This is a genomic window from Jannaschia sp. L-14R (assembly GCF_056857695.1).
Genome location: NZ_JBSXNP010000009.1, coordinates 581657 through 607212, shown reverse-complemented (window position 1 = coordinate 607212; position 25556 = coordinate 581657). Strand labels below are relative to the sequence as shown.

Below are 25556 nucleotides of genomic sequence, written 5' to 3'. Positions count from 1 at the left end.
TCAACCCCAAACGAGCCATGCGAACAGGCCGAGCGACAACACGACAAACGCCAAGAAAAATATGCGAGATGCGTTCGCCCTGCCGTTCCGGCGTCCGTGTTCCTCCCCGATCCGGACCGTCATCACCTCCCGGCCCATGGGCGTGATCTCGTAGTGGCCGGCGCGCGCTACACGAAGCAGGCCGAGATCGGTCACCCGCTCTGCAACCGGCTCGATGTCTGCGGCGGCATCTCCGAGGCTCGCGAGATCGAGACCCGTTCCCTCTGCGCGCGCGGCTCGCGCGAGCACTTCGTTCCAACCGGATGGAAGGTAGGCTGGATCAACCGGTAATGTGTGCTGCGCGTCCATGGGGTCGGTTCAACCGCGATCTTTGGCCCGTTCCCAGATCCGGGTCCAGCACACCCGTTCGGCGGGTCGCACAAGCCCGTCCCGCTCCATCCGGCGCAGAAGGTGCAGGATCCCGCTGTTGCTCATGCCCAACGCGTCGCGCAGTTCCGCCTGCGTCCGCGGACGTTCGAGCGCGTCGAGGACGAAGCGCCTGCGCGCTTCGGCCGGGCCGTTCCGGCGGCGCTGCGGTCGACGCTTGTCCCTGAGGGCACCGGGCATCAGGCGGCCTCCTGATCGCTGTCGGCACCATCGCGCACCTTGGTCAAAGCCTCGTCGACCATGGCGGCATAATGGACCAGCGGACGCTTCAGGCCGTGGGTCACGAACACCCGCTGGATGTCCCGGGTGGCGCCGGTGAGCCAGAGCGAGACGCCCTGCTTCTGCGCCTTGTGCGCGAGGCCCTCGATCATGTTGGCGCCGGTCGAGTCGAGGAACGGCACGGCAGAAAAATCCACGATCAGCGCCTTGTGGGTGTCCTGGATGCGGTCGAGGACCGACCCGATCGAGGCGGTCGCGCCAAAGAACAGTGCACCGGTGATCCGGTAGATGACGACATCGGGATTCGCGGCCTGCTCCTCGTGGTATTCACCGCGCGGGTTGGCGGCATCAGCTTCGTCGCCGCCAACAAAGGCACCGTCCGTAGCAACCGCCGTTGTCCGGCTCATGCGATGAATGAAGAGGACCGAGCCGAGGGCGAAGCCGACGACGATGGCCTCGGTCAGGTCCCGGAAGATGGTGAGGAAAAAGGTTGCACCCAGCACGGTCGCCTCGCCCCAGCCCGAGCGGACGAGGATGGCGATGGCCGGTTTCTCGATCATGTTCCAGGCCACGACGGCCAGCACCCCCGCGAGAGCCGCCAGCGGGATGTAGGAGGCGAGCGGTGCCGCGACGAGCATGAACAGCAGGATGAACAGGGCGTGCAGCATGCCGGCCACCGGGCCATGCGCCCCGGCCCGGACATTGGTGGCGGTCCGCGCGATGGTGCCCGTCACGCAGAAGCCGCCGAACAGGGACGACCCGATATTGGCCGCGCCCTGCGCCACCAGTTCGCAGTTCGAGCGGTGGCGGCGACCGGTCATGCCATCCGCGACGACGGCCGACAAGAGCGACTCGATGGCGCCCAGCAGAGTGAAGGAGATGGCGGCCGGCAGGACCGCGAGGATCGCTTCCATCGAAAGGGACGGGAGGCTTGGCGCCGGAAGAGACGAGGGGATCCCACCGAACTTCGTGCCGATGGTCTCCACCGGCAGGGACAGCAACCCGGTCGCCGCCGCGGCAAGGCCGACGGCAATCAGCATCCCCGGCCAGTGCGGACGCCTGCGCCGTAGCCCGAGGATGACCGCGACAGTTGCCACGGACAGGCCGAACGCCGCCGGCGTCAGGCTGCTCCGAGCCTCCCAGAGCGCAGGGATCTTTTCCAGCAGTTCGCCCGGTTCATTCGCCAGCGTCAGGCCGAACAGCTCCTTGACCTGGCTGGCGAAAATGATGACCGCGATCCCCGCCGTAAACCCCACCGTGACCGGAAAGGGAATGAACTTGATGAAGGTGCCCAGACGCAGGAACCCCACGACCGCGAGCATCAGCCCCGAGAGGAACGTTGCCAGGATCAGCCCCTCCATCCCGTGCTGGGCCACGGTGGCGGCGACCAGCACGATGAAGGCCCCGGCCGGTCCTCCGATCTGGAAGCGCGATCCGCCAAGGAGCGAGACAAGAAAACCGCCGACGATGGCCGTGTAGAGCCCCTGCGCCGGGGTCGCGCCGGACGCGATGGCGATGGCCATCGAAAGCGGCAAGGCCACGATGGCGACGGTCACCCCGGCGATTGCGTCCGTGCGCAGCTGCGTCAGCCCGTAGCCTTCGCGCAGGACGGTGACGAGTTTCGGGGTGAAGAGCTCGGCGAAGTTCGGAGCGTCGCTCTGTCTGGTGGTCTGGTCTTTCATCTGTGGCCGCACCTTTGGGAAGGGAGCGGCGGGATCGTCGGCATGTCGTCGGCGGTCGCCGTCGCGGGTTGAGGGATCAGTGTCTGGGTGGGGGGACCTTCAGGCGCACGCCCCGTCCGCCTGCCGTGCCTTCTGCGATGAGTTCGACCCCGGCGAATTCGAGCGCGGCCACGACCTTGGTCAGGCTGTCGACGACGCCGCGCACGTTACCGTGGCTAGACTCCATGCGCTGGATCGTCGGCACGGAAAGCCCCGCAAGTTCGGCCAGAGTCTTCTGGTCGATGCCGAGCAAGGCGCGGGCGGCGCGCATCTGAGGTCCAGTGATCATGAAGCATATCCTAAATGGTATAAAGAGCATCTAAAACATGCAAATAGATATGTCAAACATCAGTTGCGAAGTTCCAAGTCGTACCCGTGGGGACAATTGATGCCAACCCTTCGCGAAACCATCCTCACCGCGCTATACGCGCGGCTCTCGGCGCTGGCGGCCACCGCTCTGCGCGGTGAGGTACTGCCCGAACGGGTTCCGGCCGAAGGCTTGCTGATCCTGCGCGACGGCGAGCCGGGGGAGCCCGAGGTGACGCTGTCACCGCTTGCCTACCACTACCAGCACCGCGCCGAGATCGAAGCAGTCGTGCAAGGCACTGGGCGTGACGCGGCATTCGACACTTTGACCGGCAGTATCGGCATGGCACTTGCCGCTGACCGCACACTTGGCGGCCTCTGCGACTGGGTCGAGGCTGAGGCACCGCGTCCGGTCGATCTGCCCGTCGAAGGCGCGGCCAGTCTAAAGGCCGCCGTCATTCTGGTTGTGCTGCATTATTCAACGGCCGACCCGCTGGCCTGACCCCGACAATCCGAGGAGAACACGATGGCACGAGCCCAAGGGGCGCGGGCGCAGATGGCGCTTGCGTTCGAGACAACCTATGGAACGCCCCCCGTGGGCGGCTTCACGAAATTGCCTTTTGCGAGCACTTCGCTGGGGGCGGAGCAGCCGCTGCTCAATTCCGAACTGCTGGGTTACGGCCGCGATCCGCTGGCGCCGATCAAGGATGCGGTGACGGCGGACGGCGATGTGGTGGTGCCGCTCGACGCCGAGGCCTTCGGGTTCTGGCTGAAGGCGGCCTTTGGCGACCCGACCACGACCGGCACCGGCCCCTGGACGCATGAATTCCAGTCGGGGGTGTGGACGCTGCCCAGCATGTCCATCGAGACCGGCATGCCAGAGGTGCCGCGCTTTGCGATGTATTCGGGATGCGTGCTCGACCAGATCAACTGGCAGATGCAGCGATCTGGCCTGCTGACGGCCACCGCCCGGCTGGTGGCGCAGGGCGAGACCGTGGGCACGACGACGAGTGCAGGCACACCTGCCGCTCTCGAATTGCAGCGCTTCGGCCATTTCAACGGGGCGATCACCCGTAATGGATCGACCCTCGGCAACGTCGTCTCGGCCGACATCACCTATGCCAACAACCTCGACCGGATCGAGACCATCCGCTCGGACGGACGGATCGATGGAGCAGACCCGTCTATTGCCGCGCTGACCGGCTCCATTGAGGTCCGCTTCGCCGACCAGACGCTGGTGACACAGGCGATCAATGGCGATCCCTGTGAGTTGGAGTTCGCCTATGTGCTGCCGTCGGGCGAGAGTTTCACCTTTACCGTTCACGCCGTCTACCTGCCGCGACCCCGGATCGAGATATCCGGCCCTCAAGGCGTGCAGGCCACTTTCGACTGGCAGGCGGCGCGCGACAGCGTGGTCGGCCGGATGTGCACTGCAACCCTCGTGAACGATGTGGAGACCTACTGATGCTCTCGCTGGACCTGACCAACGCGCCCCGATGGCATGACCTTGCCCCAGGCGTCCGGGTGCAGCTGCGACCGCTGACCACGGCGCTGATGGTCGCGACACGTAGCGATGCCGGCGTCGAGGCTGTGCCCGAGGAGGCGTCCGACGAGGAGCGCGCCGTCGCCTTCGCCAAGGCGCTCGCGCGAAAGGCCGTGCTCGCCTGGGAGGGCATCGGCGACGTCGACGGCACCGCAATCGACCCAAGCCCAGAGGCCATCGACGCGCTTCTCGATATCTGGCCGATCTTCGAGGCCTTTCAGCTGACCTATGTGTCCAAGGGCCTGCTGCTGGAACAGGAAAAAAACGTCTCCGCGCTCTCGCCGAATGGTCCTTCGGCGGGGGCGAGCGATACTGTGAAGCCTGCGAAGGGCCGTGCCCGGACTGCCCGGGCCGCACCAACCGGCCGCTGACGCATGAGGGCTGGCAGGTCTGGGATCTGGTGGGTCGCCTCGGCGGTCAGCTCCGCCTACTGCCCGGTGCAGTGATTGGTTGGGACATGTCGGCGGCACTGTCACTTGGTGATGCCCTCGGCATCTCGCCGCTGATCATGGCCGAACTGTTGCCCGTCATCGAAGCGGTGATGGTCGCGAAACTCAACGAACAGATGGATCATTCCCATGGCTGAGAAGCGCGTTTCTGTCCGCCTTGCCGCGGTCGGCGGCCGACAGGTGCGCGCTGAACTGGAAGGTGTCGGCGAGGCCGGTGCTCGTGGGTTCGGGCGGCTCAGCCGGGAGATGGAAGCGGCCAACGCCCGGCTTGCGGCATTCTCCCGTCGTGTCCGTATCGCGGCTGCTGCTGCGGTTGCCGCAGCTGCGGCGGCGGGCGTGGCCATGGTCCGCTCCGGGCTGCAGACGGTCGACGCGCAGGCGAAGCTGGCTCAGTCGCTCGGCACCACCGTCGCCTCGATCCAGACCCTCGAGCGCGCGGGTGAACTCGCCGGCGTTTCGATATCGGGCATCGAGCAGGCGACCAAGGATCTGACACGCCGCCTCAGCCAAGCGGCTGCGGGGACAGGCCCCGCCGCCGACGCGCTAGACCGGCTGGGACTATCGGCCACCGACCTGATTGCCCTTCCGTTGGATCAGCGGGTGGGGGCAATCAACGCCGCCATCGAGGCGTTCGTGCCGGTCGCCGAGCGCGCCGCTGTCGCCGGTCAGCTCTTTGGCGAAGAAGGGTCCATCGCGATGTCGCGCATCGACACCGCGACGCTGCGCCAGGCGACCGAGGACGTTCTGGCATTTGGTGTGGTCGTCTCCGAACAGGATGCAGACCAGATCGAGCGGACCAATGACGCGCTCTCGCGGCTCGGCCTCGTCTGGCGCGGGCTGTCAAACCAATTGGCGGTTGCCGCAGCCCCTGCGCTCGAAGCCGTCGCAAATGCCATGGCAGCCGTGGCCAGTCGCACTGGGCCGCTTGGTATCGCTATTCGGGGCCTATTCGACAATATCGGCCGTCTGACCACCTACGCCGCTACGTTCGCGGCCCTCCTGGCCGGGCGCTGGGTGGCCGGAATGGTAGCTGCGGCGATTTCCGTACGCGGCCTTGCAACCGCGCTCGTCGTGATGCGCGGCGCACTCATTCGCACCGGGATCGGGGCGCTGATCGTTGGTGCGGGTGAACTGATCTACCAGTTCGGCCAGCTTGTCTCCGGAGCAGGTGGTTTCGGAAACGCAATGGCGCTGCTGGGCAACCTCGTGAGCGAGGTCTGGGAGCGGATCAAGATGGGGGCTGGCAGCTTTGCAGCCTCTGCGATGGCCGCATTTGCCGATGTGCAGGCCGCCTCCGCCACCGCCATGCAGGGCGCGCTCGAGGGCGTTGTCGGTTTTGCCAATGCCGCCGTGAACAGTTTTGAGGGGGCATTCGAGGCGATCAAGGCTGTCTGGGGGCTTTTGCCCGCCGCTATTGGAGATCTCGCGTTTCAGGCGGCGAACAGCCTGATCGAGGGTGTCGAAGCGATGCTGAACGGCGTCGTATCCCGGATCAACGGTTTCATCGATGGCGTGAATTCTGGTCTTGAAGCGCTTGGCGTTGAGCGGCGGATTGGCCTGATCGCCGATCTCGATCTGGGACAGCTTGAAAACCACTTTGTGGGTGCCGCGACACAGGCGGCGACTGCGGCGCAAGATGCCTTTGCTGGAGCGTTCGCCGACAACCTGCTGGCTGTTCCGGATCTGGGTCTTGCCGGCGCTGCTACCGATGCTGCCGCCTCAGCCGAGGCCTGGAGGCAGAGCGCCGCAACGCTCGCAGATGGGGCCTTGCAGCCCCTCGAAGCTATGGAGGCTTTGCGCACGGCGATGCGTGCTGCCGGGGCCGAGGCAGAGACCGCCCTCGATGGAGCCACGTTAGCTGCGGATCGCTTCGACGCTGCTTTGGCCGAAGATGGAACCGGTGGTCCGGCAGCCGCGCTTGATGAAACAGCAGCCGCCGCTGGTCGTGCCGGGGGGGCGATGCAGAGCGCCGCCGATGTTGCGCGCCAGTCCTGGGACGCGGCCCGTGCTGCCGTTGAGCGCACGCAGGAGATCGCGCGAGGGCTTGCCGACGATATCACTGGGCCGATCAAGCAGGCTCTGAAGTCGGGCGAACTGAGCTGGCAAACCTTCGCGAGTGCAATTTCCGGGATCGCGCAGAACCTGGCCAACCGTCTGATTGATAACGCCTTCAAACCGATCGAGGACGCGTTGTTTCGCGCGTTTTCGGGCGCGGGTACCGGCGGAGGTGGCGGCCTTTTTGGCTGGCTGACCAGCGCCCTCGGCGGTCTGTTCGGGATTGGCGGCACCTTTGCGCGCGGCGGTGCCTTTGGGCAGGCGGGCGAGATCACAGCCTTTGCCAGCGGTGGTGTGGTCTCACGCCCGACGGTGTTTCCCTTTGCGCGCGGCATCGGGCTGATGGGCGAAGCGGGCCCGGAGGCTATCCTGCCGCTGCGACGAGGCCGAGGCGGTCGACTTGGCGTCGAGGCGAGTGGGGAGGCTCAAGGCGCTCAGTCCGCAACCCGCATTGTCAACGTTCTGGACCCTTCGATTGTCGGCGATTATCTGGCGACGCCTGCGGGCGAACGACTGATCGTCAACGTGATCCGGCGCAATCGAGGAGGCCTCGATGCCTGACCTCTGGCCTTTCCCAGTGCGCCAACCGGTCTCTGAAGTGCTGGAGTGGAACACCGACACACTTGTCACGGAAGCAGCCGAGCAAAGGATCGCGCTGCGGACGGACCCGCGGTCGATCCTGACCTATACGCATTTACTTGATGGGACCGGTCTAGCGCGTGCTGCCGAGCTCGCCCGGGCGGGGGCGCTTGCCGATTGGATCCTGCCTCTCTGGCATCTGGCGCGTCCGGCGACGGCGCCGATCGATGCCGCTGACCTGACCGTGTTCTTAGATATCAGCGAGGGAACCTTCGAGGCACCGGGACAGGCCGTCATCGCCGCCGATGGTGGGGAGGCACTTCTCGTCGAGGTCAGCGCGGTCCTGCCGAACCGGCTGGAGCTGGCCGCGCCTGCAGGTGTGACGGTTGTGTATCCGATTGTCGCCCCGGTTGGCATCGGGATCCTGACGCGGCCCGTCGAGATCGACCGACGCCGCCAGAGGTTGGGGACAGTTACGGCGCGTTTCACCCTGCAGGACACATTGGCGATACCGGCAAGTAGCTATCCAAGCCACCTTGGGCTCGACGTGCTGACCGAACCGGCCGTGCTCCGCCAGCCATTGGCCGAAAGCATCGCGCAATCTGTCGAGTACATCGACAACGGCTTCGGTCCCATCGTGATCGAACCGGTGCTGACTCATGTCCAGCGTCGATCGACGATCACCCTTGTTGACCGAGGCACGGCCCGCTGGGCGCGCCGCCGCTGGCTGCATGCCTTGCGCGGCCGCCAACACGCCTTCTGGCTTCCGACTTGGGGGCGGGAACTGGTCCTGCAGGCACCTCTAACGACTTCGGCCACCTCCCTGGTCATCGCGGGCACCGCCGATCCCGGTGTCTGGATCGGACGGCACGTGATGTTCGAGATCGCCTCTGGCCCGGTGTTCCGCGAGATCACCGACGCCGCCTACGACGCGTTCGGGATCCGGCTGACCATCACGGCACCGGGCAAAAGCGTGCCCGTCACAACGCCGGTTCATCTGCTCACCAAGGTGCGGCTCGATGCCGACCGGATCGAGATCGAGCATTTCGGCAATCGGTCCGAGTTCGCGGCCAGCCTGATCGAGACCCCAGTATGACCACGGTACCCGGATGACCTATGATCTTGCCGAAACCTCCACCGCCGAAGGGCGGCCGTATTTCCTGTATCTCTTTGCAGAAGGCGATCAGGTCTGGCGGTTCACGAGCCGCACGGCGATCTGGACTTCGCCTGCGGGGGCGATTGCTGATGAGACTGAGGATCTGCTCTGGGACCCTTCGCCCGTCAGTCATGGGTCCGTCGTTCAGAGCAGCGATCCACGACGGGTCGATCTCAGCGTCTCCTTTCCGCTCTCCGATCCCTTCGCCCGTCGCTATCTCGGGCCCCGCGGTCAGGCACTCACGACGCTCACCATCTTTCGCGGCCACGAACAGGTGCCAGCCGAGGTGGTTGCGCATTGGAAAGGACGCGTTGTTTCGGCCCGAGTTGAGGGTCGACGCATCACGCTGCGGGCGGAATCGCTCTTCACCTCGATGCGCCGGGAAGGCGTGCGAGCGAAGTACCAGCGGCTCTGCCGCCACGCGCTCTATTCCCGCGGCTGCCGCCTCGACATCGAGACCTTCTTCGTGGGCGGGACCGCGACCGCACGATCCGGGCTCGAGATCACCGTGGCCGAGGCCGCGCTTCTGCCCGATGGCTGGTTCCGCGGCGGCGTCCTGCGCCACGCGGGGCTTCTCGGGTTCATCACCGGTCATGTCGGGGACAGGCTGACGCTCGCGGGACGCATGCCGGAGCTTGAGACTGCGATCGACGATCCGGAGACGGTCGCCGTCATCGACATGGCACCCGGCTGCGATCTCCGCCGTGACACCTGCACCGCCAAGTTCGGCAATCTCCTGAACTTCGGGGGCTTCCCCGACATCCCCGGCCGCAATCCCTTCGGCCGCACCAGCATCGTCTGAGTTTGCACCAGAATTTCGGACCGCCAAAGGCTGCTCATTGGTGGAGGGCAGACATCCGATGAAAATACTCAGATGACGGCAGAGAGCCCGAAACGGACGGACGCTTCGGGTCGGCTGTCTTCAACCACTTCAACCAGGAACGCAGCCTCTCCAGACGAACTCTCTTCAAAGCCAACCGCGCCGCCGCTCTTGCCGAGTGGTGCGGTCTCTGCGCGGGGTAAGGGACAACCATCCTGACCCAATGGAGACTGGTTTGCGTTCGTCTGCCAGCGCCCGGCGAAGCGCTGTTCGCAGAGTACCGGCAAATTCTCCAAAGCATCAGGCGGGCGGCGAAGTTGGCCGCGTGACCGGCAGGCCGGTTTCCAGCTTTTCTGTCAGACGCTCCAGAAAGGCGTCGCATTCGGACAGTTCCGCGTTGGTCACGTATTCGTCCGCACGGTGGGCCCGAGAGATATCGCCCGGGCCGCAGACCAGGACCGGGATACCTTGTGCCGCGATTACTCCGCCGTCGGTTCCATAATCCACCTTGCCGGCTGGCAAATGCGCGCCGAGGGCTGCAAGAAGTTCTGTTTCCGGCCCGGGCGCGATGTCGAAGCCGGGATAGCGATTGAATTCTGTGATCTGCACGGCAGCCTCGGGCCTCGTGTCGCGTGCTTTTCCGGCGATCTGCGCGGCGAGGGCGTCAATTCGATGAAGGAGGCCGTCAATGTCTTCCTCGGCGAGGTGGCGGATCTCGAATTCGAGCGTCGCGGTTTCGGGGATCATATTGAGGGCGCCGCCACCTTTGAGGCTGCCGACATGAATGGTCGAGTAGGGCACGCCGTAGCCTTCGGCTCGAGGGCCTTTCGCGGCGATGCCTTCCTGCATCACTCTGAGCGCGGAAACCAGATCGCAGGCGAGATGCAGGGCGTTGACATGGCCGGGGGCGCCGGCGGAGTGACCGGCCGACCCGCGGAACTCGATCCGGCGAGAGACCTTGCCCTTATGCCCAGTCACGATCTGCATTCCGGTCGGCTCCCCTACGACACACAGATCTGGCAGGCCGATTGTTTTTTCGAGTGAACTGACCATCTGAGAGATTCCAACGCAGCCAGCTTCTTCGTCGTAAGAGAGAGCAAGCTTGATTGGCTGTGCAAGGCGACGGCGCGATGCGTTGGCCATTGCGCGGATAGCGGCGGCAGCGAAGCCCTTCATGTCCGAAGTACCGCGACCGAAGATCCTGCCGTTTCGTTCCGTGGCGACGAAGGGATCGGTCTGCCAGCTCTGGCCGGTCACCGGCACCACGTCGAGATGCGCCGAGAGCATGATGCCGCCAGGACCCGCAGGCCCTGTGGCCGCGAAGAGACCCGCCCGCCCTCCGCCGGGCGCCTCGATCCGATGACAGGCGATGCCGAGAGGTGCGAGCAGCGAGATCGCATAGTCGGTTATCCCGCTATAGTCCTCGGCGGTGAAGACCGACGGAAACGCGATAAGCTGCTTGAGGATGTCTCCGGTTTCCATGCCTACTCGGCCCGCGCGTAGGGGATGCGAACCTCGTCCTTCCCGCTCAGGCGCAGGATGCGGCCGTCTTCGACCAGCACGTTCGGCTCCATCACGGTCCGGCCAAGCAGGGTCCCGTCCCTCACGACGAGGGCGCCGAGATAGATCGCGGCGCAGACGTGCCGGCCGGAGAGGATCATCGGGTCCGACGTTTCGACCAGCGTCGCGACGCCGTGGGGTCCAAGGATGACACGGTGGGCGTCGCCGCCGGCCAGCGGCGTGCCGGCCCGCACCACCGCGTGACCTGCGATGGCATGCGGCGGCGCCATGACACCCAGGGCCACGGCGGCGACGAGCGGCGCAAGTTCCGCAGCCGGCGTGATCGCGTTGTGAAGGACGGCCACCGATGCCCCTTCGGCATTGTACATCGCGCTGCCGAGGTCCGGCCGTGCGGCGACAAGCCGGCTGTTCCGCGCGGCAAGTCCCCGGCCGGGTCCAAGCGCGATCATCCCCGCGTCGATCAGAGGGGAGCGCTCCAGAACCAGGTCCAGCGCTTCTTCCGCGCTCCGTCCCTCCGCCATCGCCCGAAGGACCGCCTCGTTCACCGGGCGTCCGACCGGCCCCGGCGTGTTCGGCAGGCGGTGCCCGGTGACAAGCCCGGTCTCGGAGGCCGCAAGAAACTGGGAAAGCGGCTCGGGGCGGTCCGGTCCGCTCGACATCAGCGCGGCAAAGGGGGCCGCCGCAACCTGCGCCGGCGGCGGCGTTCCGGTGGTCTCGCCCTCGGTGAAAAGGGTCGCGGTGCCACCGCGCTGTGTCTCGGCGCGGAAGAGCCGACCGTCTGCCGTCAGGGCTGCAAAGACGGCGAAGCCGCCGATGGCGCCGCTGCCCACAGCCTCGGCCGCGGCGAGCGCGCGGAAGACGGCCAGTCCGGCATTGGGCCCGGCGGCACCGATCCCGATCGTCATGCCGCCAGCTCGCGCGCACGGACGTGGCAGGCCACGCCATGTCCCGGCGCAACGGCGCGGGTCTCGGGCATGGCCGTCGCGCAAACGTCCTCGGCAAGCGGACAGCGGGTCCGGAACGGGCAGCCGGAGGGCGGGTCAATGGGGCTCGGAACATCCCCCGTCAGCACGATCCGCTCCCGGTTGCGCAAGGCGGGATCGGCGACGGGAACGGCGGACAGAAGCGCCTGCGTATAGGGATGCTGCGGAGCGCGGAAGATCCTGTCGCGCGGGCCGCTCTCCACCAACCTGCCAAGGTACATGACCGCAACGCGGTGGCTGATATGCTCCACCACGCTCATGTCGTGCGAAATGAACAGCATGGCGAGGCCCATCTCCTTTTGCAGCCGGATCAGCAGATTGATGACCGATGCCTGGATCGACACGTCGAGCGCCGACACCGGCTCGTCGGCGATGATGAGATCGGGTTCGGTCACCAGAGCGCGGGCGATCGAGAGCCGTTGGCGCTGGCCGCCCGAGAACTCATGCGCGAAGCGGCTCATCTGGTCGGGCCGAAGACCCACCTTGCGAAACGTCTCGGCGACGATCCGGTCCTTGTCGGCACCGGAAGCCAGGCCGTGGATCGTCAGCGGCTCGCCGACGATCGCGCCGGCCGTCATGCGCGGGTTGAGCGACGCGAACGGATCCTGAAAGATCGTCTGCACCTTGCGCCAGATCGGCTTCATGCCCGACCGCGACAGCGGCGCGATATCGTACCCGTCGATCAGGATGCGTCCTTCGGTCGGGTCGTGGAGCTTCATGATCGTCTTGCCCACGGTGGACTTGCCGCAGCCCGACTCGCCGACCAGAGCCAGGGTCTCGCCGGGCCGGATCTGCAGCGAGACGCCGTTGACGGCCGCAAGGAACTTCTTCGGGCCGAACAGGCCGCCTTTGACCGGAAAGCGCTTCACCAGCGCGTCGAGTTCGAGGATCGGAGCGTCGGTCATATCCGGCCTTCCAGTTCGTCCCAGTGCCAGCACGCACTGAAATGTCCGGGTTCGGCCTCTTCGAAAGGCGGACCCTCGGCGCGGCATCTGTCGGTCGCGAAACGGCAGCGGTCCGAGAAGCGGCAGCCGGGCGGCAGCGCGTCGAGCGCGGGGACCACCCCGGGGATCTCCGCAAGTTCCGCGTCCCCGACGGGCCCCGCATGGCCCAGTACCGGAAGCGAGCCGAGCAGGCCGAGCGTGTAGGGATGTTTCGGCTTGGCGAAGACCTTCTCCACGCGTCCTTCCTCGACCTTCCGGCCGCAGTACATCACGATCACCCGATCGGCCATTTCGGCCACGACGCCCATGTCATGCGTGATCAGCACGATCGAAGCGCCTGTGCGGTCGCGCAACTCCCGCATCAGTTCCAGGATCTGGGCCTGGATGGTCACGTCGAGCGCGGTCGTCGGCTCGTCCGCGATCAGGACGCGCGGATCGCAGGACATGGCGATCGCGATCATGATCCGCTGAAGCATGCCGCCGGAGTACTGGTGAGGATAATCCTTCAGCCGCGCCTCGGGTGCGGGAATGCTGACGCGGCGCATCATCTTTATGGCGCGCTTCTCGGCTTCGGCCTTGCCCACGCCGAGGTGCTGCATGATGCCTTCGGTCATCTGCCGCCCGATCGAGAGGACCGGGTTGAGCGAGGTCAGAGGCTCCTGGAAGACCATCGACAGACCCGCACCGCGAAGCTTCCGCATCTCCCGGTCCGGCAGCGTCACCAGATCCCGGCCTTCGAAGAGGATCCGTCCCCCGGCGATGTGGCCCGCCGGATAGGGCAGAAGGCCCATGATCGACAGCGAGGTGACGCTCTTACCGGACCCGGATTCTCCCACGATCGAGAGAATCTCGCCCTTTCTGAGGTCTAAGGACATGCCGTCGACGGCGCGCACGCTGCCCTTCCGGCTCCGGAACTCGGTCGACAGGTTCTGCACGGACAAGACCGTCTCGCCCGTCGCCGTCGCGGAAGCTGTGCGCTCCGTCTCGGCCATATCGGTCATGTCGGTCATCGCTTCGCCTTCTGCCGGGGGTCGAGCGCCTCGCGGATGCCGTCGCCCAGAAGATTGAACGCCAGCACGGTAATCATGATCGCGAGGCCGGGATAGATCATGATCCAGGACGCCTGGGTGAAGTAGTCGCGTCCCGCCGACAGCATCGCGCCCCATTCCGGCGACGGCGGCTGGGCGCCGAGGCCGAGGAAGCTGAGCCCGGCGGCCGCAAGCACCGCCGACGAGACACCGAGGGTCGCGACGACGATCAGCGGTGGCACGATGTTGGGAAGCAGGTGGACGAAGATGAGCCGCATGTGCCCGGCGCCCGCGACGTAGGCCGCATCGAAATAGGCCTTATTCCGCTCCACCAGCGTCACGGAATAGGCGATCCTCGCATAGAATGGAATCGCGGCGATGCCGACGGCGATCATGGCGTTGGTCAGGCTCGGCCCGAGCACCGCAACCGCGGCGAGCGCTATGAGCGTCTCGGTAAAGGAAAAAACCACGTCGACGAGGCGCATGAGCAACCGCTCGGTCCAGCCCCGCGCATAGCCGGCCACGAGGCCCATGAGTGTGCCAACCGTCAGCGAGATTCCGACCGCGATCACCCCGACCTGAATCGTCAGGCGCGCGCCGTAGACGACCCGGCTGAACATGTCGCGGCCAAACTCGTCGGTGCCGAACCAATGGTCGGCCGAGGGCGGCGAGAGGCTCATCCCCGCGCCCATCTGATCCGGCCCGTAGGGCGCGATCCAGGGGGCGAAGAGCGCCGTGAAGATGAGGACGAGCACGAGGACGAGACCGACCCGCGCCCCCCTGTTGGCCGTCGTCGCGCCGAGGACGGCCAACATCCGTCGGCCGAAGTTGCCACGGCGGGGGGCGCCGTCTCCGACGGTTGCGGCAAGGTCGACTGCGGCTTTCACCCGGTCCTGCATCCTTCCGCTCCTCAGTGCCGGATCCGCGGATCGAGCAGCGCATAAATCACGTCCATCAGGATCGAGACCAGCACCACCACGATGGCGAACATCAGGATGAAGCCCTGGATCAGCGGATAGTCGCGCTGGAAGATCGCCTGGATCGCCATGCGGCCGACCCCGTTCCAGCCAAAGACGTTCTCGACCACGATCGCGCCGCCCATCATGTAGGTGAACTGCAGGCCCATCATCGTGACGATCGGCACCAGCCCGGCGCGAAGCGCGTGGCGGTAAAGGACGACCGCCTTCGGCAGGCCCTTCGCATGCGCCGTCCGGACGAAGTCCTGATCGAAGATGTCGATCATCGATGACCGCGTGAGCCGCGCGATGATGGCCGCGTTGGTCAGCCCCAGCGTCAGCGCCGGCAGGACGAGGTTCGCAAACCCCGTACCGGCCACTGGAAACCAGCCGAGTTGCACCGCGAAATAGAACAGAAGGATCAAACCCAGCCAGAAATGCGGCATCGAGACCCCGAGGATCGCTGTCGTCATGAGCGTCGTGTCCAGCCACGTGCCCCGTTTGTAGGCGGCGATGAACCCGAAGGTCAGCCCGATGGCCGAGGCGATGACAAGCGCAGACGCGGCGAGGATCAGCGTGTTGGGAAGACGCAGGAGAAGAAGCTCCAGCACCGGCTGCTCGCCGCGGATCGTGACGCCCAGATCGCCCTGCAGGATGCGCCCGAGATAGGAGATGTACTGTTCCACAAGCGGCCGATCGAGGCCGAGACGCTCGCGCACCGCTTCAAGCTGTTCGGGCGTGGTGCCCTGGCTCTGGGCGTACATGATCTGCACCGGGTCGCCCGGCACGAGGTGGATCAGCATCGAGACCGCGACGGTGGTGACGAAGATCGTCAGCAGAGCGGCAAGAAGGCGCTGGACGAGGAAACGGGCCATGTGCGCTTCAACTCCTCAGGCGAGGGAGAAGTGTGGGAACCGGGGGGCGGCACGATCGCCGCCCGCCCGGCACGTCTCAGGAGGCTTCCATCGCGCTGAACTGGGCGCGGTTGAACGGCCCGATCTTGAAGCCCGGCGTGTCGGCCGAGACGGCGTAGAGCCACAGCCAGCCGGGGGTGTAGATCGGCACCTGGCCGGCTTCCTCGAGCAGGATCTTGAAGGCCTCCTTGACCACCTTCTCGCGCTCGGCCGGATCGACCGTCGTGCGCGTGGCCTCGAGGATCTTGTCGAGCTCGGGCGTGTGGAAGCCTTCGTAGGCGCCCGGCGAATGCCAAAGCAGATAGAGAAGGTCCGGATCGAACCACGTCCAGCCCATGAGATCCATGTAGCCTGGTCCCTCGGCCTTGTTGTTCTCCTGCGTGTCGCGCGCGTTCAGCGTACCGATGTCCATCACCTCGATCGAGGCGTCGATGCCGACCTGCTTGAGCTGGTTCTGAAGCATCTGAAGCATCCGCTCGCGGTTGTCGCCGGTCCAGGTGGCGAGGATCACCTCCATCGGGTTGTTGGGACCGTATCCAAGCTCGGCGAGAAGCTCCTTGGCCTTCTCGGGGTCGTAGTCCTGGTCGTATTGCTGGCAGAATTCGGGATCGTTGCCGAAGACGCCGCGCGAAACGGGGCAATACTGCCGCTCCACGAGATCGCCGTAGACGACCTTGATCGCCATGTCCTTGTCGATCGCGTGGCTGACCGCGCGGCGGGCGCGGGCATCGTTGAAGGGCGGGCGGTTCACCGCGAACTGCAGGAACATGTTCTGGCCGGTGCCCTGCGCCACGTGAACCTCGACGGCCTCGTCCTCCTGAAGCGACTTCACTTCCTGAATCGGCGGCACGATGACATTCAGCTCGCCGGTGCGCAGACCGGCCACACGGGTCTGGCCTTCGGGCATGGTGCGCACGACCAGCCGGTCGGCCTTGGGCGCGCCGGGATTGTCGACGGGGCGGCCGCGGTTGACGTAGTCGGGGTTGGCATCCAGCACGATCTCCGACCCCTTGGTCCACGAGGCGAGCTTCCACGGTCCCGTGCCAATCGCCGAGCCGGTGCCGAAGTCGTCGGCCTCGGCGTTGCTGTCGCACAGCATCGAGGTGAACTGGTCGGCCATGAAGGGCACGAACGCGCCGAAGGGCGTCTCAAGGACGAATTTCACCGTCAGTTCGTCGATCTTGTCGACCGAGGTGACGTTCCCCCAACTCGCCTTCGTGAGGCTCGGGTTGTCGCTGAAGAGCGCCCTTTCCGCGGTCCACACAACGTCATCGGCGTTGAAGGGCGTGCCGTCGTGGCAGACGATGTCGTCGTGAAGCGCGAACGTGATCTCGGTCCCGTCGTCGGAGACGTCCCAGCTTTCGGCGAGATTGGGCACGACCGATCCGTCGTCGGCGAACTCGAGGAGCGAGTCGTAGATCTGGTACCAGACCTGCCGCGAAAGGGTCGAGGTCGCGCGGTGCGGATCGAGTGAGTCGATATCGCCGTCCCGCGCCCAGACGATGTCCGAGGCGAAGGCCTGGGACCCAAGCGCGATCGCCAACGCGCTGACCGCCAAGGATTTATATCCCCATCTCATTCTTGTTCTCCTCTGCTGAATGTAGGAGATAGCCAGCTTCGCGGCCGGCGCCTCCGGTTGTTGTACTGGAAATACTGAAACTAAAATTTCAAGTTGTCAACAAGGTGAAACTTGTGTTTTACTTTGGAGGGAGCGAGAGACACGAGATGCCTAAGAACAAGTCAGATCCGGCAGAGCCACGGGCAATCGAGAGGCTGATCCGCTCCAAGTACGATGATTTGCCGGGCAGCGAACGGGCGCTGGCGGATCGCGTTCTCGAATATCCCAACGAGGTCCTGCTCTATTCCGCGACCGAGCTGGCCGAGCGTGCGGGCGCCTCGAAGGCCGCCGTCTCGCGCTTCGTCAAGCGCCTCGGCTACGGCGACTTTCGGGAGATGCAGCGCGAGATCCGGCATGCCCAGATGACTGGCGACCCGATCTTCCTGTCCGCCAAGCCTGAGAAGGGGCAGAGCAACCTTTCGCAGCACCTCGAAAGGGACATGGCCACGCTTCGCGAAACGATCGAGCAGATCGATTCCACGATGATCACCGAAGTCGCGCAGAAGATCCTCTCGGCCCGGCGCGTCGTGTGCCTCGGCTTTCGGAACAGCTACATCTTCGCGAACTACCTGCGCCGGCAGCTCATCCTCGTCCGCAAGGACGTGGCGCTCGTGCCCGGTGCCGGTCAGATGGTGATGGAGGATATCGGCGATCTCGGCCCCGACGACCTTCTCATCGCCATCGGCCTCCGACGCCGCGCCAGCCAGCTCGCGCCGGCGATGGAACTCTTTCGCGATCGGGGCGTGCCGATCGCCTATTTTACCGACCGGCGTGCCGTGCGGACACGAGATTACGCCACCTGGGTCTTTCCGTGCCAGGTGCGCGGTACGTCGCTGTTCGATTCCTATGTTGGCGTCATGAGCCTTCTGAACTTCGTCGCCACGCACACCTATCACGCCGCGGGACGCGACGGGCGCATGCGCCTGAGCGAGATCGAGGCAATGCTCGACGCTCTCGGCGAACTCGACCCGGGCACATGAGAGGAGACCACGCGCCATGCTGATCGACGAGGTTTCCGTCTACCACGTGTCCCTGCCGCTCAAGGCGCCCTGGAAGACCTCCTTCAGCGTGGAGACCGCCATCGACACGGTTCTCGTCCGCGTGCGCAGCGGCGACGTCGAGGGCTGGGGCGAGGCCGCGCCCTATGCGGTTCCGCAGTTCTGCCCGGAATGGGCGGCCGGCGCCTTCATCCTGATCCGCGATGTCTTCGCCCCCCTCGTCACGGGGCGCGAGATCGGCAGCGGCGCCGAGCTGCAGCAGCTTCTGTCGCCCTTCAAGGGCAACTGGTTCGCCAAGGCCGCGCTCGACACCGCCTGGTGGGATCTCGCCGCACGGATAGAGGATCGGCCGCTTTGGGAACTGATCGGCGGGGTCGCGCCCGAGGTCGCGGTCGGGGCGGATATTCCCGTGCAGGACAGTATCGATGCGCTCCATGATGGCGTTCGCGCGGCGGTCGATGGTGGGTTCTGCCGCACGAAGCTCAAGTTCCGACCCGACAGCGGATTTGAGATGGTGGCGTCTGTCCGCGAAGCATTTCCCGACATGCCTCTGCATATCGACTGTAACGGAGGCTTCACGCTTGGCGACATCGACCTCTTTCGGCGGCTGGACAGCCTTGGCCTGGTGATGATCGAACAGCCACTCGGTTGGCAGGACCTTATAGATCACGCGAGACTTCAGGCAGAACTCGACACGCCGCTTTGTCTCGACGAGACGATCACTTCGCTCGACTTCGCCCGACAGGCAGTCGAGACAGGCGCCACCCGCTGGGTAAACATCAAGCATGGGCGCGTCGGTGGTCTTACCAACGCCATTGAAATCCACCGCTACTGCGTGGATGCCGGCGTGCCGTGCTGGGTCGGGGGGATGCTCGAGTCGAATGTTGGCCAAGGCGTTTCGCTGGCCTTCGCGACGCTTCCCGGCATGGCCTACGCTGCCGACATCTTCCCCGCGGGGCGACTTTATGCGCAGGAGCTTGCGGACCCCGATATCACCTTGAGCGCACCGGGAAGAATTACCGCGCCGAGCCGCCCCGGCCACGGTTTCGCACCGAACCCCGAGAGGCTTGCCGCCAGAACGGTGAGCGCCGGCTGATCCGGACGCAACCACCGAAAGCGGGTTTTCGGACCCCCACGTGAACGGAGGAGGATGCTATTGAATGATGTCCGGATCATCGTGACGGGCGGTACGATCGACAAAGTCCACGACGCAAAAAGCGAGGGCCTTGCCTTCGCTCAAGACGGGTCGACGCATATTCCCGAGGTGCTACGCATAGGACGATGCCATTTCCCGGTGGTGGAGCTTCTGATGCTGAAGGACAGTCTGCTTTTCGAGGACGCCGACCGCGAGGCGATCGCAGAGGCAATAGACCGCGCCGCAGAGGATGGGATCGTTGTCACCCATGGGACAGGCACGATGGGCGAGACCGCGCGGTTTCTCGAAGGGCGGACCCCGGGGAAGACCGTTGTGTTGACCGGCGCGATGCGGCCGTTCTCGCTATTCGCCTCGGACGGGGAGTTCAATCTGGGCGGAGCAGTGATCGCCGCCCAGACACTCGATCCCGGTGTTTGGGGCGTCATGAATGGCCGCGTTTTCCCGGCGGCGATGCTTGAGAAGAACACAGAACAGGGCCGCTTCGACGTCTGATGCGGAGGAGGCAACGTCAGAACGACGGGGCTTGAGGCGGGACAGGGCGCAGCCAAGCATTTTGGTGATGCCCGAAACCGGTTGTTGCAAGTGGTTCAAAATCAGTCCCGAGATCATCCGTCAGGCCATAATGCTCTGCGTACCCTTTTCGCTATCGCTCAGAAATTTAAAGGGCTTGCTGCATGAGCGCGATATCTGCGTCAGCCACGAGGCGGCCCTGCTCTGGTCGAAAACAGTAGGTTCAACATTGCCCAGCGAAGCGGCGGAAAAGTAGGAGCCGCAAAATGGCGCCGCGCAAAACACGCGCAGCTCCCCTTAACGGGTCTTTCCCCAAATCAGAGCCTGCGACTGCTTTGTCCCGCTGAGGCGTCATAGGCCAAATCCCTGTCTGAGTCGGCTTGTCCCGGGAAAGCCGTCGTAGACGGATCGCGATTGCCTTCCTCCAGTCAACGTCTTTAGAGACGTGCCAGCAGGCCGACCCCAAAGTAACCACCGATCCCTGAAAGTCTTCCCCCATGGTCTGGAACTTCGTCGTCCAGATCGTCGCCAGCCTGGTGCTGACGGCGATCTCCTATGCACTTTCGCCGAAGCCGAAGACCGAAGCGCCGAAGGCGGCCGGCCTCGACGATTTCGATCTGCCGACCGCCGAGGAAGGCCGGCCGATCCCGGTCGTCTTCGGCACCGTGCTGCTGCGCGGCCCGAACGTCGTCTGGGCCGGCGATCTCAAGGTCGACCCGATCCGCAAGAAGGGGGGCAAGAAGTGAGCGAGACCCTCATCGTCCGAGCCGAGGACATCCGCGCAGCCCGGCTCTGCTTCCAGGGCGCGCGTCCCTGGTTCCGCCGCCACGGGTTCGACTGGCAGGCTTTCCTCGCCGAAGGACTGCCCGCCGAGGTGCTGGCCGCCACCGGCGACGCGCTGGCGCTGCGCGTGATCGCCGAGGCCGAGAAGCGCGCCGCTCGGTCCGAGGCCGAGGCCTGACATGGGCGGTCGCTCCAAGTCCCAGACGGTCGGCTACAGGTATTCCCTCGGGGCACATCTCGCGCTCTGCCACGGACCGGTCGATGCGATCCGCGAGATCCGGGTCGACGACCGCACCGCCTGGTCGATCGGCACCGGCCAGAGCAGTGCCGCCGGCACCGGCGTCGGCGCGCTCGCAAGCTACGGCACTGTCGCGGGAATGTCGGCCACCGCCGCGGCCGTCGGCGACAGCGTGGCCGAGGTGACCTTTCCGGGCACGCTCGCCGGGATCCGCCTCGGCGCGAGCTATGACCTGAAGCTCGGCTTCGATGGCACGACGCGGACCGTCACTGTCCAGGCCGTGAGCTACGATGGCGGGGCGGGCGCCACGACCTGGCTCGTCGAGCCCGCCGCCACTGCCTTCGCTGCGCAGTCCGTCACGGTCTCCGATGCCGCGAGCCTGCCGAGCCTCAGCGGTGGGGCCGCAGGGGGGCGCATCCGGATCAACAAGCCGAACCTCTTCGGTGGCGAGAGCCGCGAGGGCGGCATCGTCGGCGACATCGACGTCCTGATGGGCGGGACCACCCAAGGGCAGAACGACTATCTCGCCGCGCAGGCGGGTTCGAACGTGCCGGGCTATCGTGGCATCTGCTCGCTCGTCCTCCGGCAGGTCTATCTCGGCCTCAATCCCTACCTGAAGCCATGGGCCGTCCGGCTGACCCGCATCCTGCGCGCGGAGGACGGCAACGCGCAGTGGTATCCCGAGAAGGCGCAGATCGTGCCCGAGGTCCGCATCGGGGACGCCGCGATCTACATCGCCATGGACACCTCGGGCTCCATGTCCGGCAGCCGCATGGCGGCGCAGCGGACCGCCGTCTCGCGGCTCATCGCCGAGATCGGCGCCAATGCTCTGGAGCCCAACGACATCCAGATCGTCACCTGGAACTCGACCGTCTCCGGCACGATCCTGCGCCGCAACGCCGATGGCGCGGCCTATGGCGAACTCAAGGACTGGGTCGACGCGCTGCCGACCACCGTGAGCGGCGGGACGGATTTCGGGGCGGCGGTGAGCCAGGCGGGGGCCTTCTTCAATGGCGCGGGCGGCAAGCGGCGGATCCTGATCTTCGTGACCGACGGCGAGCCGAGCCCGGCCTCGAGCCTCGAGAGCGCCAAGGCAACGTTGGCGGGCCTTTCCGAGGTCGACGTCTTCGCCTTCAACATCGCACTCCCGGACACGAGCGCGACCTCCCAGATCGACAACACGCCCGTCGACGGCGTGCCGGTCGTGCCAGCGGGCGATCCCGACGTGCTTGTCGCCTCGCTCCGCGCGGCCTTCGGCGAGGGCCCGGACATGAACCCGGCCCATATCATCCGGGAGTGCCTGACGAACCGCGACTGGGGCCTTGGCCACGGCTTCACCGACATCGGCCCGAGCTTCGCCACCGCCGCCGATGCGCTTTTCGCCGAGGGGTTCGGTCTCTCACTCCTCTGGCAGCAGGAATCGACGATCGAGGATTTCATCGCCGACGTGCTGAAGCACATCGACGCCTACCTCTATGTCGATCGCCGCTCGGGCCGCTGGGAGCTGAAGCTCATCCGGGCCGACTACGATCTAGAGACGTTGCCGATCTTCGACGAGACCAATGTCGTCGACTGGGGCGAACTCGGGCGCCGGGAGGCCGCCGATCTGGTGAACTCGGTCACCGTGAAGTTCTCGGATGCCCGCACAGACCAGACCGGTTCCGTGAGCGTCACCGATACCGCGCTCGTCCAGGACCTCGGCCAGGTCGTCAGCGCCACGGTCGATTATCCGGGGATCCGCTACGAGTCACTCGCCGTTCGGGTGGCTGAGCGCGATCTGCGCGCACTCTCCTCGCCGATCCTGTCGGGCGAGATTACCGTCACCCGTGTCGGCGCCGATCTCGATCCGGGCGACGTGATCCGGCTCGTGAGCCCGCGCCGCGGCCTCGAGGGCGTCGCGGTCCGCATCGTCGAGATCGACCATGGCGACGGGCGCGCGAACGGCGTGCGGCTCCGCGTCGCCGAGGATGTCTTCGGGCTTGGTGAGACTGCCCTCGTCGGCGGCGAGAGCGGCGACCCGGGGCGGCTCATCCTGCCGCCGAAGCCGCTTGCGCGCCGCTGGGTGACGGAGGCGCCATACTGGCTTCTTGTTCAGGAACTCGGTCATGCGCAGGCCGACGCGCTCCTCGACGAGGACCCCGACGCGGGTGCGCTGGTTGCCGCCGGCGAGCGCCCCTCGGCCGATGCCCTCTCGGCGCAGGTGTGGACCGACAGCGGCGCCGGCTACGCGCTCGAGGCGGGCGTCGAGTTCGTGCCGACGACGCTGCTCACAGCGAATGTGACAGACGATCCGGCCGAGCGGGTGTTGCCGGTCGACAGCTGGACGGGGCTCACGGACGTCACCATCGGAACGCTCGCCGCGATCGGGGACGAGCTCGTCCGCATCGATGGCGTCAGTGCCACGACCTTGACCGTCGGGCGGGGCTGTCTCGACACCGTGCCCCAAGCCCATCCCGCGGGCACGCCGGTGATCTGCTGGCAGCTCCTCGCCAACGCGAGCGAGGCGCGCTTCGCGGCTGGTGAGACCGTAGCGGTTCGAATGCTGCCCGAGACGGGGTTCGGGACCCTGCCGCTCTCCCAGGCACCCGAGGACGAGTTCACACTTGCCTCGCGCGCCATCCGACCGCTGCCGCCGGGCGACCTCCGCGGCAACGGCGTTTCGGTCGTGAACCCGAACGTCCTGAACCTCGGCCCCGTGCTCCTGACATGGGCGCATCGCGACCGGCTCCTGCAGACGAGCGTGGCGATCGATGCCTATGACGCGGGCGACATCGGGCCCGAACCGGGTGTCGCCTACGTCCTCGAGATCCGCTGGGTCGATCCCGACACGGATGCGGGCGTCGAACCGCCCGCGGCCGTGATCGAGGTCGGCACCGTCACCAGCGTCACGCTGACCAAGGACGACGTGCCGATCCTCTCGGCACCGACGGGGACGAAGTATTTCGAGGTGCGGGTGCAGGCGCGGCGCGTCGCCGGCAGCGCGACCTATGAGGCTCGGGCCGCGCGCTCGATCCGGCTCTTCATGCCCGACGGCATCAAGGTCGCCGAGGCCAGTCTCTGGACCGAGTTCGGGGCGGAGACCCGGCTGACAGTGCCCGAGACGGTCGTCTTCCTCGGGCTCGGCGGCGCGGTTCAGCTGACGGCGGCCGACGCCGCGCTCTGGATTGGCTTCGGGGCCGATGACCGGCTGAGCGTGGCGCGGGCCGATTTCTTCCACGAAAAGGGCGGGGACGCGCGTCTCACTGCGGCCGCCAGCTCTCTCTACATCGAGGTGATCCCATGACCCACATCCTCCATCTCGGCCACCAGGAGACAGACCTCTCCGGCGTTGCGGGCCGGATCAGTACTGATGCCGCTGGGTTCGATCCCGCCTATGACGTCAACGCCGTCAAGATCAGTGCGAACAACGGATCGTCCGTGCCGTTCTCGGCAACATGGGCCGAGCCCACCGGTGACGTCTGGATCGGCTTCCGCTACCGGGCGCCGTCTATCAACGCCCATGCCATCGCGACCGATGGCATCTTCCTCGAGTTCTACGATGCCGCGAACCGGCAGATCGGCCTCGTGCGGACCGAACGGGACGACGAGAAGTACCGGGCGATGGCCGTCGGCGACACCAGCGTCGACGGGGCTTCCTCCTTTGTCGCCGCGACGAACCAGGCCTACTGGATCGACGTGAAGATCGCCGTCGGCGCCGACATCAGCCTCGAGTTCCATGTCGATGGTGTGCTCCACAGCAGCGCCACCGCGACCAATACCGGCGGAAAGGGCCGGCCCGTCCGCTGTGTCTGGCGCAATCTCCACCTCTTCGATTTCTACAACCCGGCCACATGGTACTACGCCCATATCGCCGTGCTCGATGGTGTCTCCACCATCGGCCGGCGCTTCGTGCGGCGCACACCGGACCTGGTCGGCACCTACGACGCCTTCTCGGGCGGGATCGACGCGATCAAGGACGGCGACATCGCCACGCGGGCCGCGAGCGATATCGCGGGCCAGCGGCTCTCGTTCTCGCTCGCGGGTCCCACCGGCCCGGCCGGGGCCACGACCATAGCCGGCGTTCACGTCAAGCAGCTGGCCCAGCTCGGCACCGCCGGTCCGACCGGCATCGCGGGCTTCCTCCGGATGGGCGGGGTGGATTACGACGCGACGCCCGGCACGCCCTCGGCCGACCTGCCATCGCCGGTCTATTCGAGCTGGGATCTGAACCCCGCCGACAGCAGCCCATGGACGGCGGCGACGCTGCCGGCGGAAGCGGGGATCGTGTCGTCATGATCCTGCCCCGCACGGAAAAGGGCGAGCTCAGGATGTCGGAAGCCGAGTTCAGCGCACTCCTGTCCGAAGCTGCTGAAGCGGGCGCGAAACGTGCGCTCGCCGATGCCGGGATCGACGGCAAGGACGCTGCCCTCGACATCCGCGATCTCCGCTCGCTTCTTGACTGCATCCGCTTCGTACGCCGCACCGCCGTCCAGACCGCCGTCCATCTCATCACCACCGGCATCATGCTTGCGCTGCTCGCCGGCATCGCGATCAAGCTGAAAATCTTCGGCGGCGGCCCGTAGCCGTTCACCAGCCCCATTTATCGGCCCAACCACACCCGCCCTTGAGGCGGGTTTTTCGTTTTGGAGGAAAC

At 66.0% G+C, this 25556-nt stretch carries 27 protein-coding genes and 1 pseudogene; 17 read left to right on the top strand and 11 right to left on the bottom strand.

Annotated features, from left to right (window positions below; genetic code table 11):
* From AC13C2_RS07375 to AC13C2_RS07360, 4 genes are all read right to left on the bottom strand, one after another.
* On the bottom strand, positions 1-348 hold the full coding sequence (locus tag AC13C2_RS07375; protein WP_482886382.1) for a hypothetical protein: 348 nt from the start codon (positions 346-348) through the stop codon (positions 1-3).
* A gap of 9 nt (positions 349-357) precedes the next feature.
* On the bottom strand, positions 358-606 hold the full coding sequence (locus AC13C2_RS07370) for a winged helix-turn-helix transcriptional regulator (RefSeq protein ID WP_482886381.1): 249 nt from the start codon (positions 604-606) through the stop codon (positions 358-360).
* Positions 606-2327 carry a SulP family inorganic anion transporter gene (locus AC13C2_RS07365; protein ID WP_482886380.1) on the bottom strand — a complete coding sequence of 574 codons (1722 nt, stop codon included), beginning with the start codon at positions 2325-2327 and terminating at the stop codon, positions 606-608. Before AC13C2_RS07365 ends, AC13C2_RS07370 begins: the two co-directional genes overlap by 1 nt.
* A gap of 76 nt (positions 2328-2403) precedes the next feature.
* Positions 2404-2655 carry a helix-turn-helix domain-containing protein gene (locus AC13C2_RS07360; RefSeq protein WP_482886379.1) on the bottom strand — a complete coding sequence of 84 codons (252 nt, stop codon included), beginning with the start codon at positions 2653-2655 and terminating at the stop codon, positions 2404-2406.
* 99 nt (positions 2656-2754) lie between these two features.
* On the opposite strand from AC13C2_RS07360, the gene AC13C2_RS07355 reads away from it, so the two are divergent.
* The 8 genes and pseudogenes from AC13C2_RS07355 to AC13C2_RS07320 form a co-directional block, all read left to right on the top strand.
* Positions 2755-3174, top strand: coding sequence for an acyl-CoA transferase (locus AC13C2_RS07355; protein ID WP_482886378.1), 420 nt, complete (start codon positions 2755-2757; stop codon positions 3172-3174).
* A 24-nt stretch (positions 3175-3198) separates the two neighbouring features.
* The gene (locus tag AC13C2_RS07350) at positions 3199-4137 is read left to right on the top strand and encodes a phage tail tube protein (RefSeq protein ID WP_482886377.1); all 939 of its coding nucleotides are present in this window, start codon (positions 3199-3201) and stop codon (positions 4135-4137) included.
* Entirely contained in the window at positions 4137-4586 is a 450-nt protein-coding gene (locus AC13C2_RS07345) for a hypothetical protein (protein ID WP_482886376.1), read from the top strand. Before AC13C2_RS07350 ends, AC13C2_RS07345 begins: the two co-directional genes overlap by 1 nt.
* Before the next feature lie 29 nt (positions 4587-4615).
* Positions 4616-4801 carry a DUF7697 family protein gene (locus tag AC13C2_RS07340; RefSeq protein WP_482886375.1) on the top strand — a complete coding sequence of 62 codons (186 nt, stop codon included), beginning with the start codon at positions 4616-4618 and terminating at the stop codon, positions 4799-4801.
* On the top strand, positions 4794-7280 hold the full coding sequence (locus AC13C2_RS07335) for a phage tail tape measure protein (protein ID WP_482886374.1): 2487 nt from the start codon (positions 4794-4796) through the stop codon (positions 7278-7280). Before AC13C2_RS07340 ends, AC13C2_RS07335 begins: the two co-directional genes overlap by 8 nt.
* Positions 7273-8394, top strand: coding sequence for a hypothetical protein (locus AC13C2_RS07330; RefSeq protein ID WP_482886373.1), 1122 nt, complete (start codon positions 7273-7275; stop codon positions 8392-8394). The genes AC13C2_RS07335 and AC13C2_RS07330 overlap by 8 nt, the downstream gene beginning before the upstream one ends.
* Positions 8395-8407: 13 nt before the next feature.
* On the top strand, positions 8408-9256 hold the full coding sequence (locus tag AC13C2_RS07325) for a phage BR0599 family protein (protein WP_482886372.1): 849 nt from the start codon (positions 8408-8410) through the stop codon (positions 9254-9256).
* A gap of 110 nt (positions 9257-9366) precedes the next feature.
* Positions 9367-9477: pseudogene (locus AC13C2_RS07320) on the top strand (IS6 family transposase); the annotation flags it as partial.
* A 97-nt stretch (positions 9478-9574) separates the two neighbouring features.
* Here the strand turns inward: AC13C2_RS07320 and argE are convergent.
* The 7 genes from argE to AC13C2_RS07285 all read right to left on the bottom strand — a co-directional run bounded on the left by argE (position 9575) and on the right by AC13C2_RS07285 (position 17199).
* Positions 9575-10756, bottom strand: coding sequence for an acetylornithine deacetylase (argE, locus tag AC13C2_RS07315; protein ID WP_482886371.1), 1182 nt, complete (start codon positions 10754-10756; stop codon positions 9575-9577).
* Between the two features lie 2 nt (positions 10757-10758).
* Entirely contained in the window at positions 10759-11700 is a 942-nt protein-coding gene (locus AC13C2_RS07310) for a DUF6963 family protein (protein ID WP_482886370.1), read from the bottom strand.
* Positions 11697-12683: an ABC transporter ATP-binding protein gene (locus tag AC13C2_RS07305; protein WP_482886369.1), complete on the bottom strand. Its 987-nt coding sequence runs from the start codon at positions 12681-12683 to the stop codon at positions 11697-11699. Before AC13C2_RS07305 ends, AC13C2_RS07310 begins: the two co-directional genes overlap by 4 nt.
* Positions 12680-13732, bottom strand: coding sequence for an ABC transporter ATP-binding protein (locus AC13C2_RS07300; RefSeq protein WP_236553397.1), 1053 nt, complete (start codon positions 13730-13732; stop codon positions 12680-12682). The genes AC13C2_RS07305 and AC13C2_RS07300 overlap by 4 nt, the downstream gene beginning before the upstream one ends.
* The gene (nikC, locus tag AC13C2_RS07295) at positions 13729-14649 is read right to left on the bottom strand and encodes a nickel transporter permease (protein WP_082647549.1); all 921 of its coding nucleotides are present in this window, start codon (positions 14647-14649) and stop codon (positions 13729-13731) included. Before nikC ends, AC13C2_RS07300 begins: the two co-directional genes overlap by 4 nt.
* Positions 14650-14660: 11 nt before the next feature.
* Complete coding sequence (locus AC13C2_RS07290; RefSeq protein ID WP_057821003.1) at positions 14661-15581, bottom strand: ABC transporter permease; 921 nt, start codon at positions 15579-15581, stop codon at positions 14661-14663.
* Between the two features lie 76 nt (positions 15582-15657).
* Positions 15658-17199, bottom strand: coding sequence for an ABC transporter substrate-binding protein (locus AC13C2_RS07285; RefSeq protein WP_482886368.1), 1542 nt, complete (start codon positions 17197-17199; stop codon positions 15658-15660).
* A gap of 146 nt (positions 17200-17345) precedes the next feature.
* Between AC13C2_RS07285 and AC13C2_RS07280 the strand changes: the two genes are divergently transcribed.
* The 9 genes from AC13C2_RS07280 to AC13C2_RS07240 all read left to right on the top strand — a co-directional run bounded on the left by AC13C2_RS07280 (position 17346) and on the right by AC13C2_RS07240 (position 25485).
* Positions 17346-18218, top strand: coding sequence for a MurR/RpiR family transcriptional regulator (locus tag AC13C2_RS07280; protein WP_482886367.1), 873 nt, complete (start codon positions 17346-17348; stop codon positions 18216-18218).
* A gap of 16 nt (positions 18219-18234) precedes the next feature.
* Positions 18235-19332 (top strand): o-succinylbenzoate synthase, encoded by a 1098-nt coding sequence (menC, locus tag AC13C2_RS07275; protein WP_482886365.1) that lies wholly within the window; start codon positions 18235-18237, stop codon positions 19330-19332.
* 60 nt (positions 19333-19392) lie between these two features.
* The gene (locus AC13C2_RS07270; protein WP_201455604.1) at positions 19393-19884 is read left to right on the top strand and encodes an asparaginase domain-containing protein; all 492 of its coding nucleotides are present in this window, start codon (positions 19393-19395) and stop codon (positions 19882-19884) included.
* 67 nt (positions 19885-19951) lie between these two features.
* Positions 19952-20158: a hypothetical protein gene (locus AC13C2_RS07265; RefSeq protein WP_201455605.1), complete on the top strand. Its 207-nt coding sequence runs from the start codon at positions 19952-19954 to the stop codon at positions 20156-20158.
* Between the two features lie 241 nt (positions 20159-20399).
* Complete coding sequence (locus tag AC13C2_RS07260; protein WP_172321706.1) at positions 20400-20648, top strand: hypothetical protein; 249 nt, start codon at positions 20400-20402, stop codon at positions 20646-20648.
* Positions 20645-20863, top strand: a complete 219-nt coding sequence (locus AC13C2_RS07255) for a hypothetical protein (protein WP_482886364.1) — start codon at positions 20645-20647, stop codon at positions 20861-20863. Before AC13C2_RS07260 ends, AC13C2_RS07255 begins: the two co-directional genes overlap by 4 nt.
* 1 nt (position 20864) lies before the next feature.
* Positions 20865-24206, top strand: a complete 3342-nt coding sequence (locus AC13C2_RS07250) for a phage tail protein (protein ID WP_482886363.1) — start codon at positions 20865-20867, stop codon at positions 24204-24206.
* On the top strand, positions 24203-25198 hold the full coding sequence (locus tag AC13C2_RS07245) for an FscB (protein WP_482886361.1): 996 nt from the start codon (positions 24203-24205) through the stop codon (positions 25196-25198). Before AC13C2_RS07250 ends, AC13C2_RS07245 begins: the two co-directional genes overlap by 4 nt.
* A complete protein-coding gene (locus tag AC13C2_RS07240) occupies positions 25195-25485 on the top strand; it encodes a DUF6127 family protein (protein ID WP_482886360.1) in 291 nt (96 codons plus the stop codon). Before AC13C2_RS07245 ends, AC13C2_RS07240 begins: the two co-directional genes overlap by 4 nt.
* Positions 25486-25556 lie beyond the last annotated feature (71 nt).

Excerpts from the sequence above, each read along its gene's own strand:
- AC13C2_RS07335 (WP_482886374.1), top strand. The coding sequence starts at position 4,794 with ATGGCTGAGAAGCGCGTTTCTGTCCGCCTTGCCGCGGTCGGCGGCCGA.
- AC13C2_RS07285 (WP_482886368.1), bottom strand. The coding sequence starts at position 17,199 with ATGAGATGGGGATATAAATCCTTGGCGGTCAGCGCGTTGGCGATCGCG.
- AC13C2_RS07310 (WP_482886370.1), bottom strand. The coding sequence starts at position 11,700 with ATGACGATCGGGATCGGTGCCGCCGGGCCCAATGCCGGACTGGCCGTC.
- AC13C2_RS07250 (WP_482886363.1), top strand. The coding sequence starts at position 20,865 with ATGGGCGGTCGCTCCAAGTCCCAGACGGTCGGCTACAGGTATTCCCTC.
- AC13C2_RS07370 (WP_482886381.1), bottom strand. The coding sequence starts at position 606 with ATGCCCGGTGCCCTCAGGGACAAGCGTCGACCGCAGCGCCGCCGGAAC.
- AC13C2_RS07265 (WP_201455605.1), top strand. The coding sequence starts at position 19,952 with ATGCCCGAAACCGGTTGTTGCAAGTGGTTCAAAATCAGTCCCGAGATC.
- AC13C2_RS07240 (WP_482886360.1), top strand. The coding sequence starts at position 25,195 with ATGATCCTGCCCCGCACGGAAAAGGGCGAGCTCAGGATGTCGGAAGCC.
- AC13C2_RS07345 (WP_482886376.1), top strand. The coding sequence starts at position 4,137 with ATGCTCTCGCTGGACCTGACCAACGCGCCCCGATGGCATGACCTTGCC.
- AC13C2_RS07245 (WP_482886361.1), top strand. The coding sequence starts at position 24,203 with ATGACCCACATCCTCCATCTCGGCCACCAGGAGACAGACCTCTCCGGC.
- AC13C2_RS07360 (WP_482886379.1), bottom strand. The coding sequence starts at position 2,655 with ATGATCACTGGACCTCAGATGCGCGCCGCCCGCGCCTTGCTCGGCATC.
- AC13C2_RS07290 (WP_057821003.1), bottom strand. The coding sequence starts at position 15,581 with ATGGCCCGTTTCCTCGTCCAGCGCCTTCTTGCCGCTCTGCTGACGATC.
- AC13C2_RS07330 (WP_482886373.1), top strand. The coding sequence starts at position 7,273 with ATGCCTGACCTCTGGCCTTTCCCAGTGCGCCAACCGGTCTCTGAAGTG.
- AC13C2_RS07355 (WP_482886378.1), top strand. The coding sequence starts at position 2,755 with ATGCCAACCCTTCGCGAAACCATCCTCACCGCGCTATACGCGCGGCTC.
- menC (WP_482886365.1), top strand. The coding sequence starts at position 18,235 with ATGCTGATCGACGAGGTTTCCGTCTACCACGTGTCCCTGCCGCTCAAG.
- nikC (WP_082647549.1), bottom strand. The coding sequence starts at position 14,649 with ATGCAGGACCGGGTGAAAGCCGCAGTCGACCTTGCCGCAACCGTCGGA.
- AC13C2_RS07280 (WP_482886367.1), top strand. The coding sequence starts at position 17,346 with ATGCCTAAGAACAAGTCAGATCCGGCAGAGCCACGGGCAATCGAGAGG.
- AC13C2_RS07260 (WP_172321706.1), top strand. The coding sequence starts at position 20,400 with ATGGTCTGGAACTTCGTCGTCCAGATCGTCGCCAGCCTGGTGCTGACG.
- AC13C2_RS07350 (WP_482886377.1), top strand. The coding sequence starts at position 3,199 with ATGGCACGAGCCCAAGGGGCGCGGGCGCAGATGGCGCTTGCGTTCGAG.
- AC13C2_RS07365 (WP_482886380.1), bottom strand. The coding sequence starts at position 2,327 with ATGAAAGACCAGACCACCAGACAGAGCGACGCTCCGAACTTCGCCGAG.
- AC13C2_RS07300 (WP_236553397.1), bottom strand. The coding sequence starts at position 13,732 with ATGACCGACATGACCGATATGGCCGAGACGGAGCGCACAGCTTCCGCG.
- AC13C2_RS07305 (WP_482886369.1), bottom strand. The coding sequence starts at position 12,683 with ATGACCGACGCTCCGATCCTCGAACTCGACGCGCTGGTGAAGCGCTTT.
- AC13C2_RS07375 (WP_482886382.1), bottom strand. The coding sequence starts at position 348 with ATGGACGCGCAGCACACATTACCGGTTGATCCAGCCTACCTTCCATCC.
- AC13C2_RS07325 (WP_482886372.1), top strand. The coding sequence starts at position 8,408 with ATGACCTATGATCTTGCCGAAACCTCCACCGCCGAAGGGCGGCCGTAT.
- argE (WP_482886371.1), bottom strand. The coding sequence starts at position 10,756 with ATGGAAACCGGAGACATCCTCAAGCAGCTTATCGCGTTTCCGTCGGTC.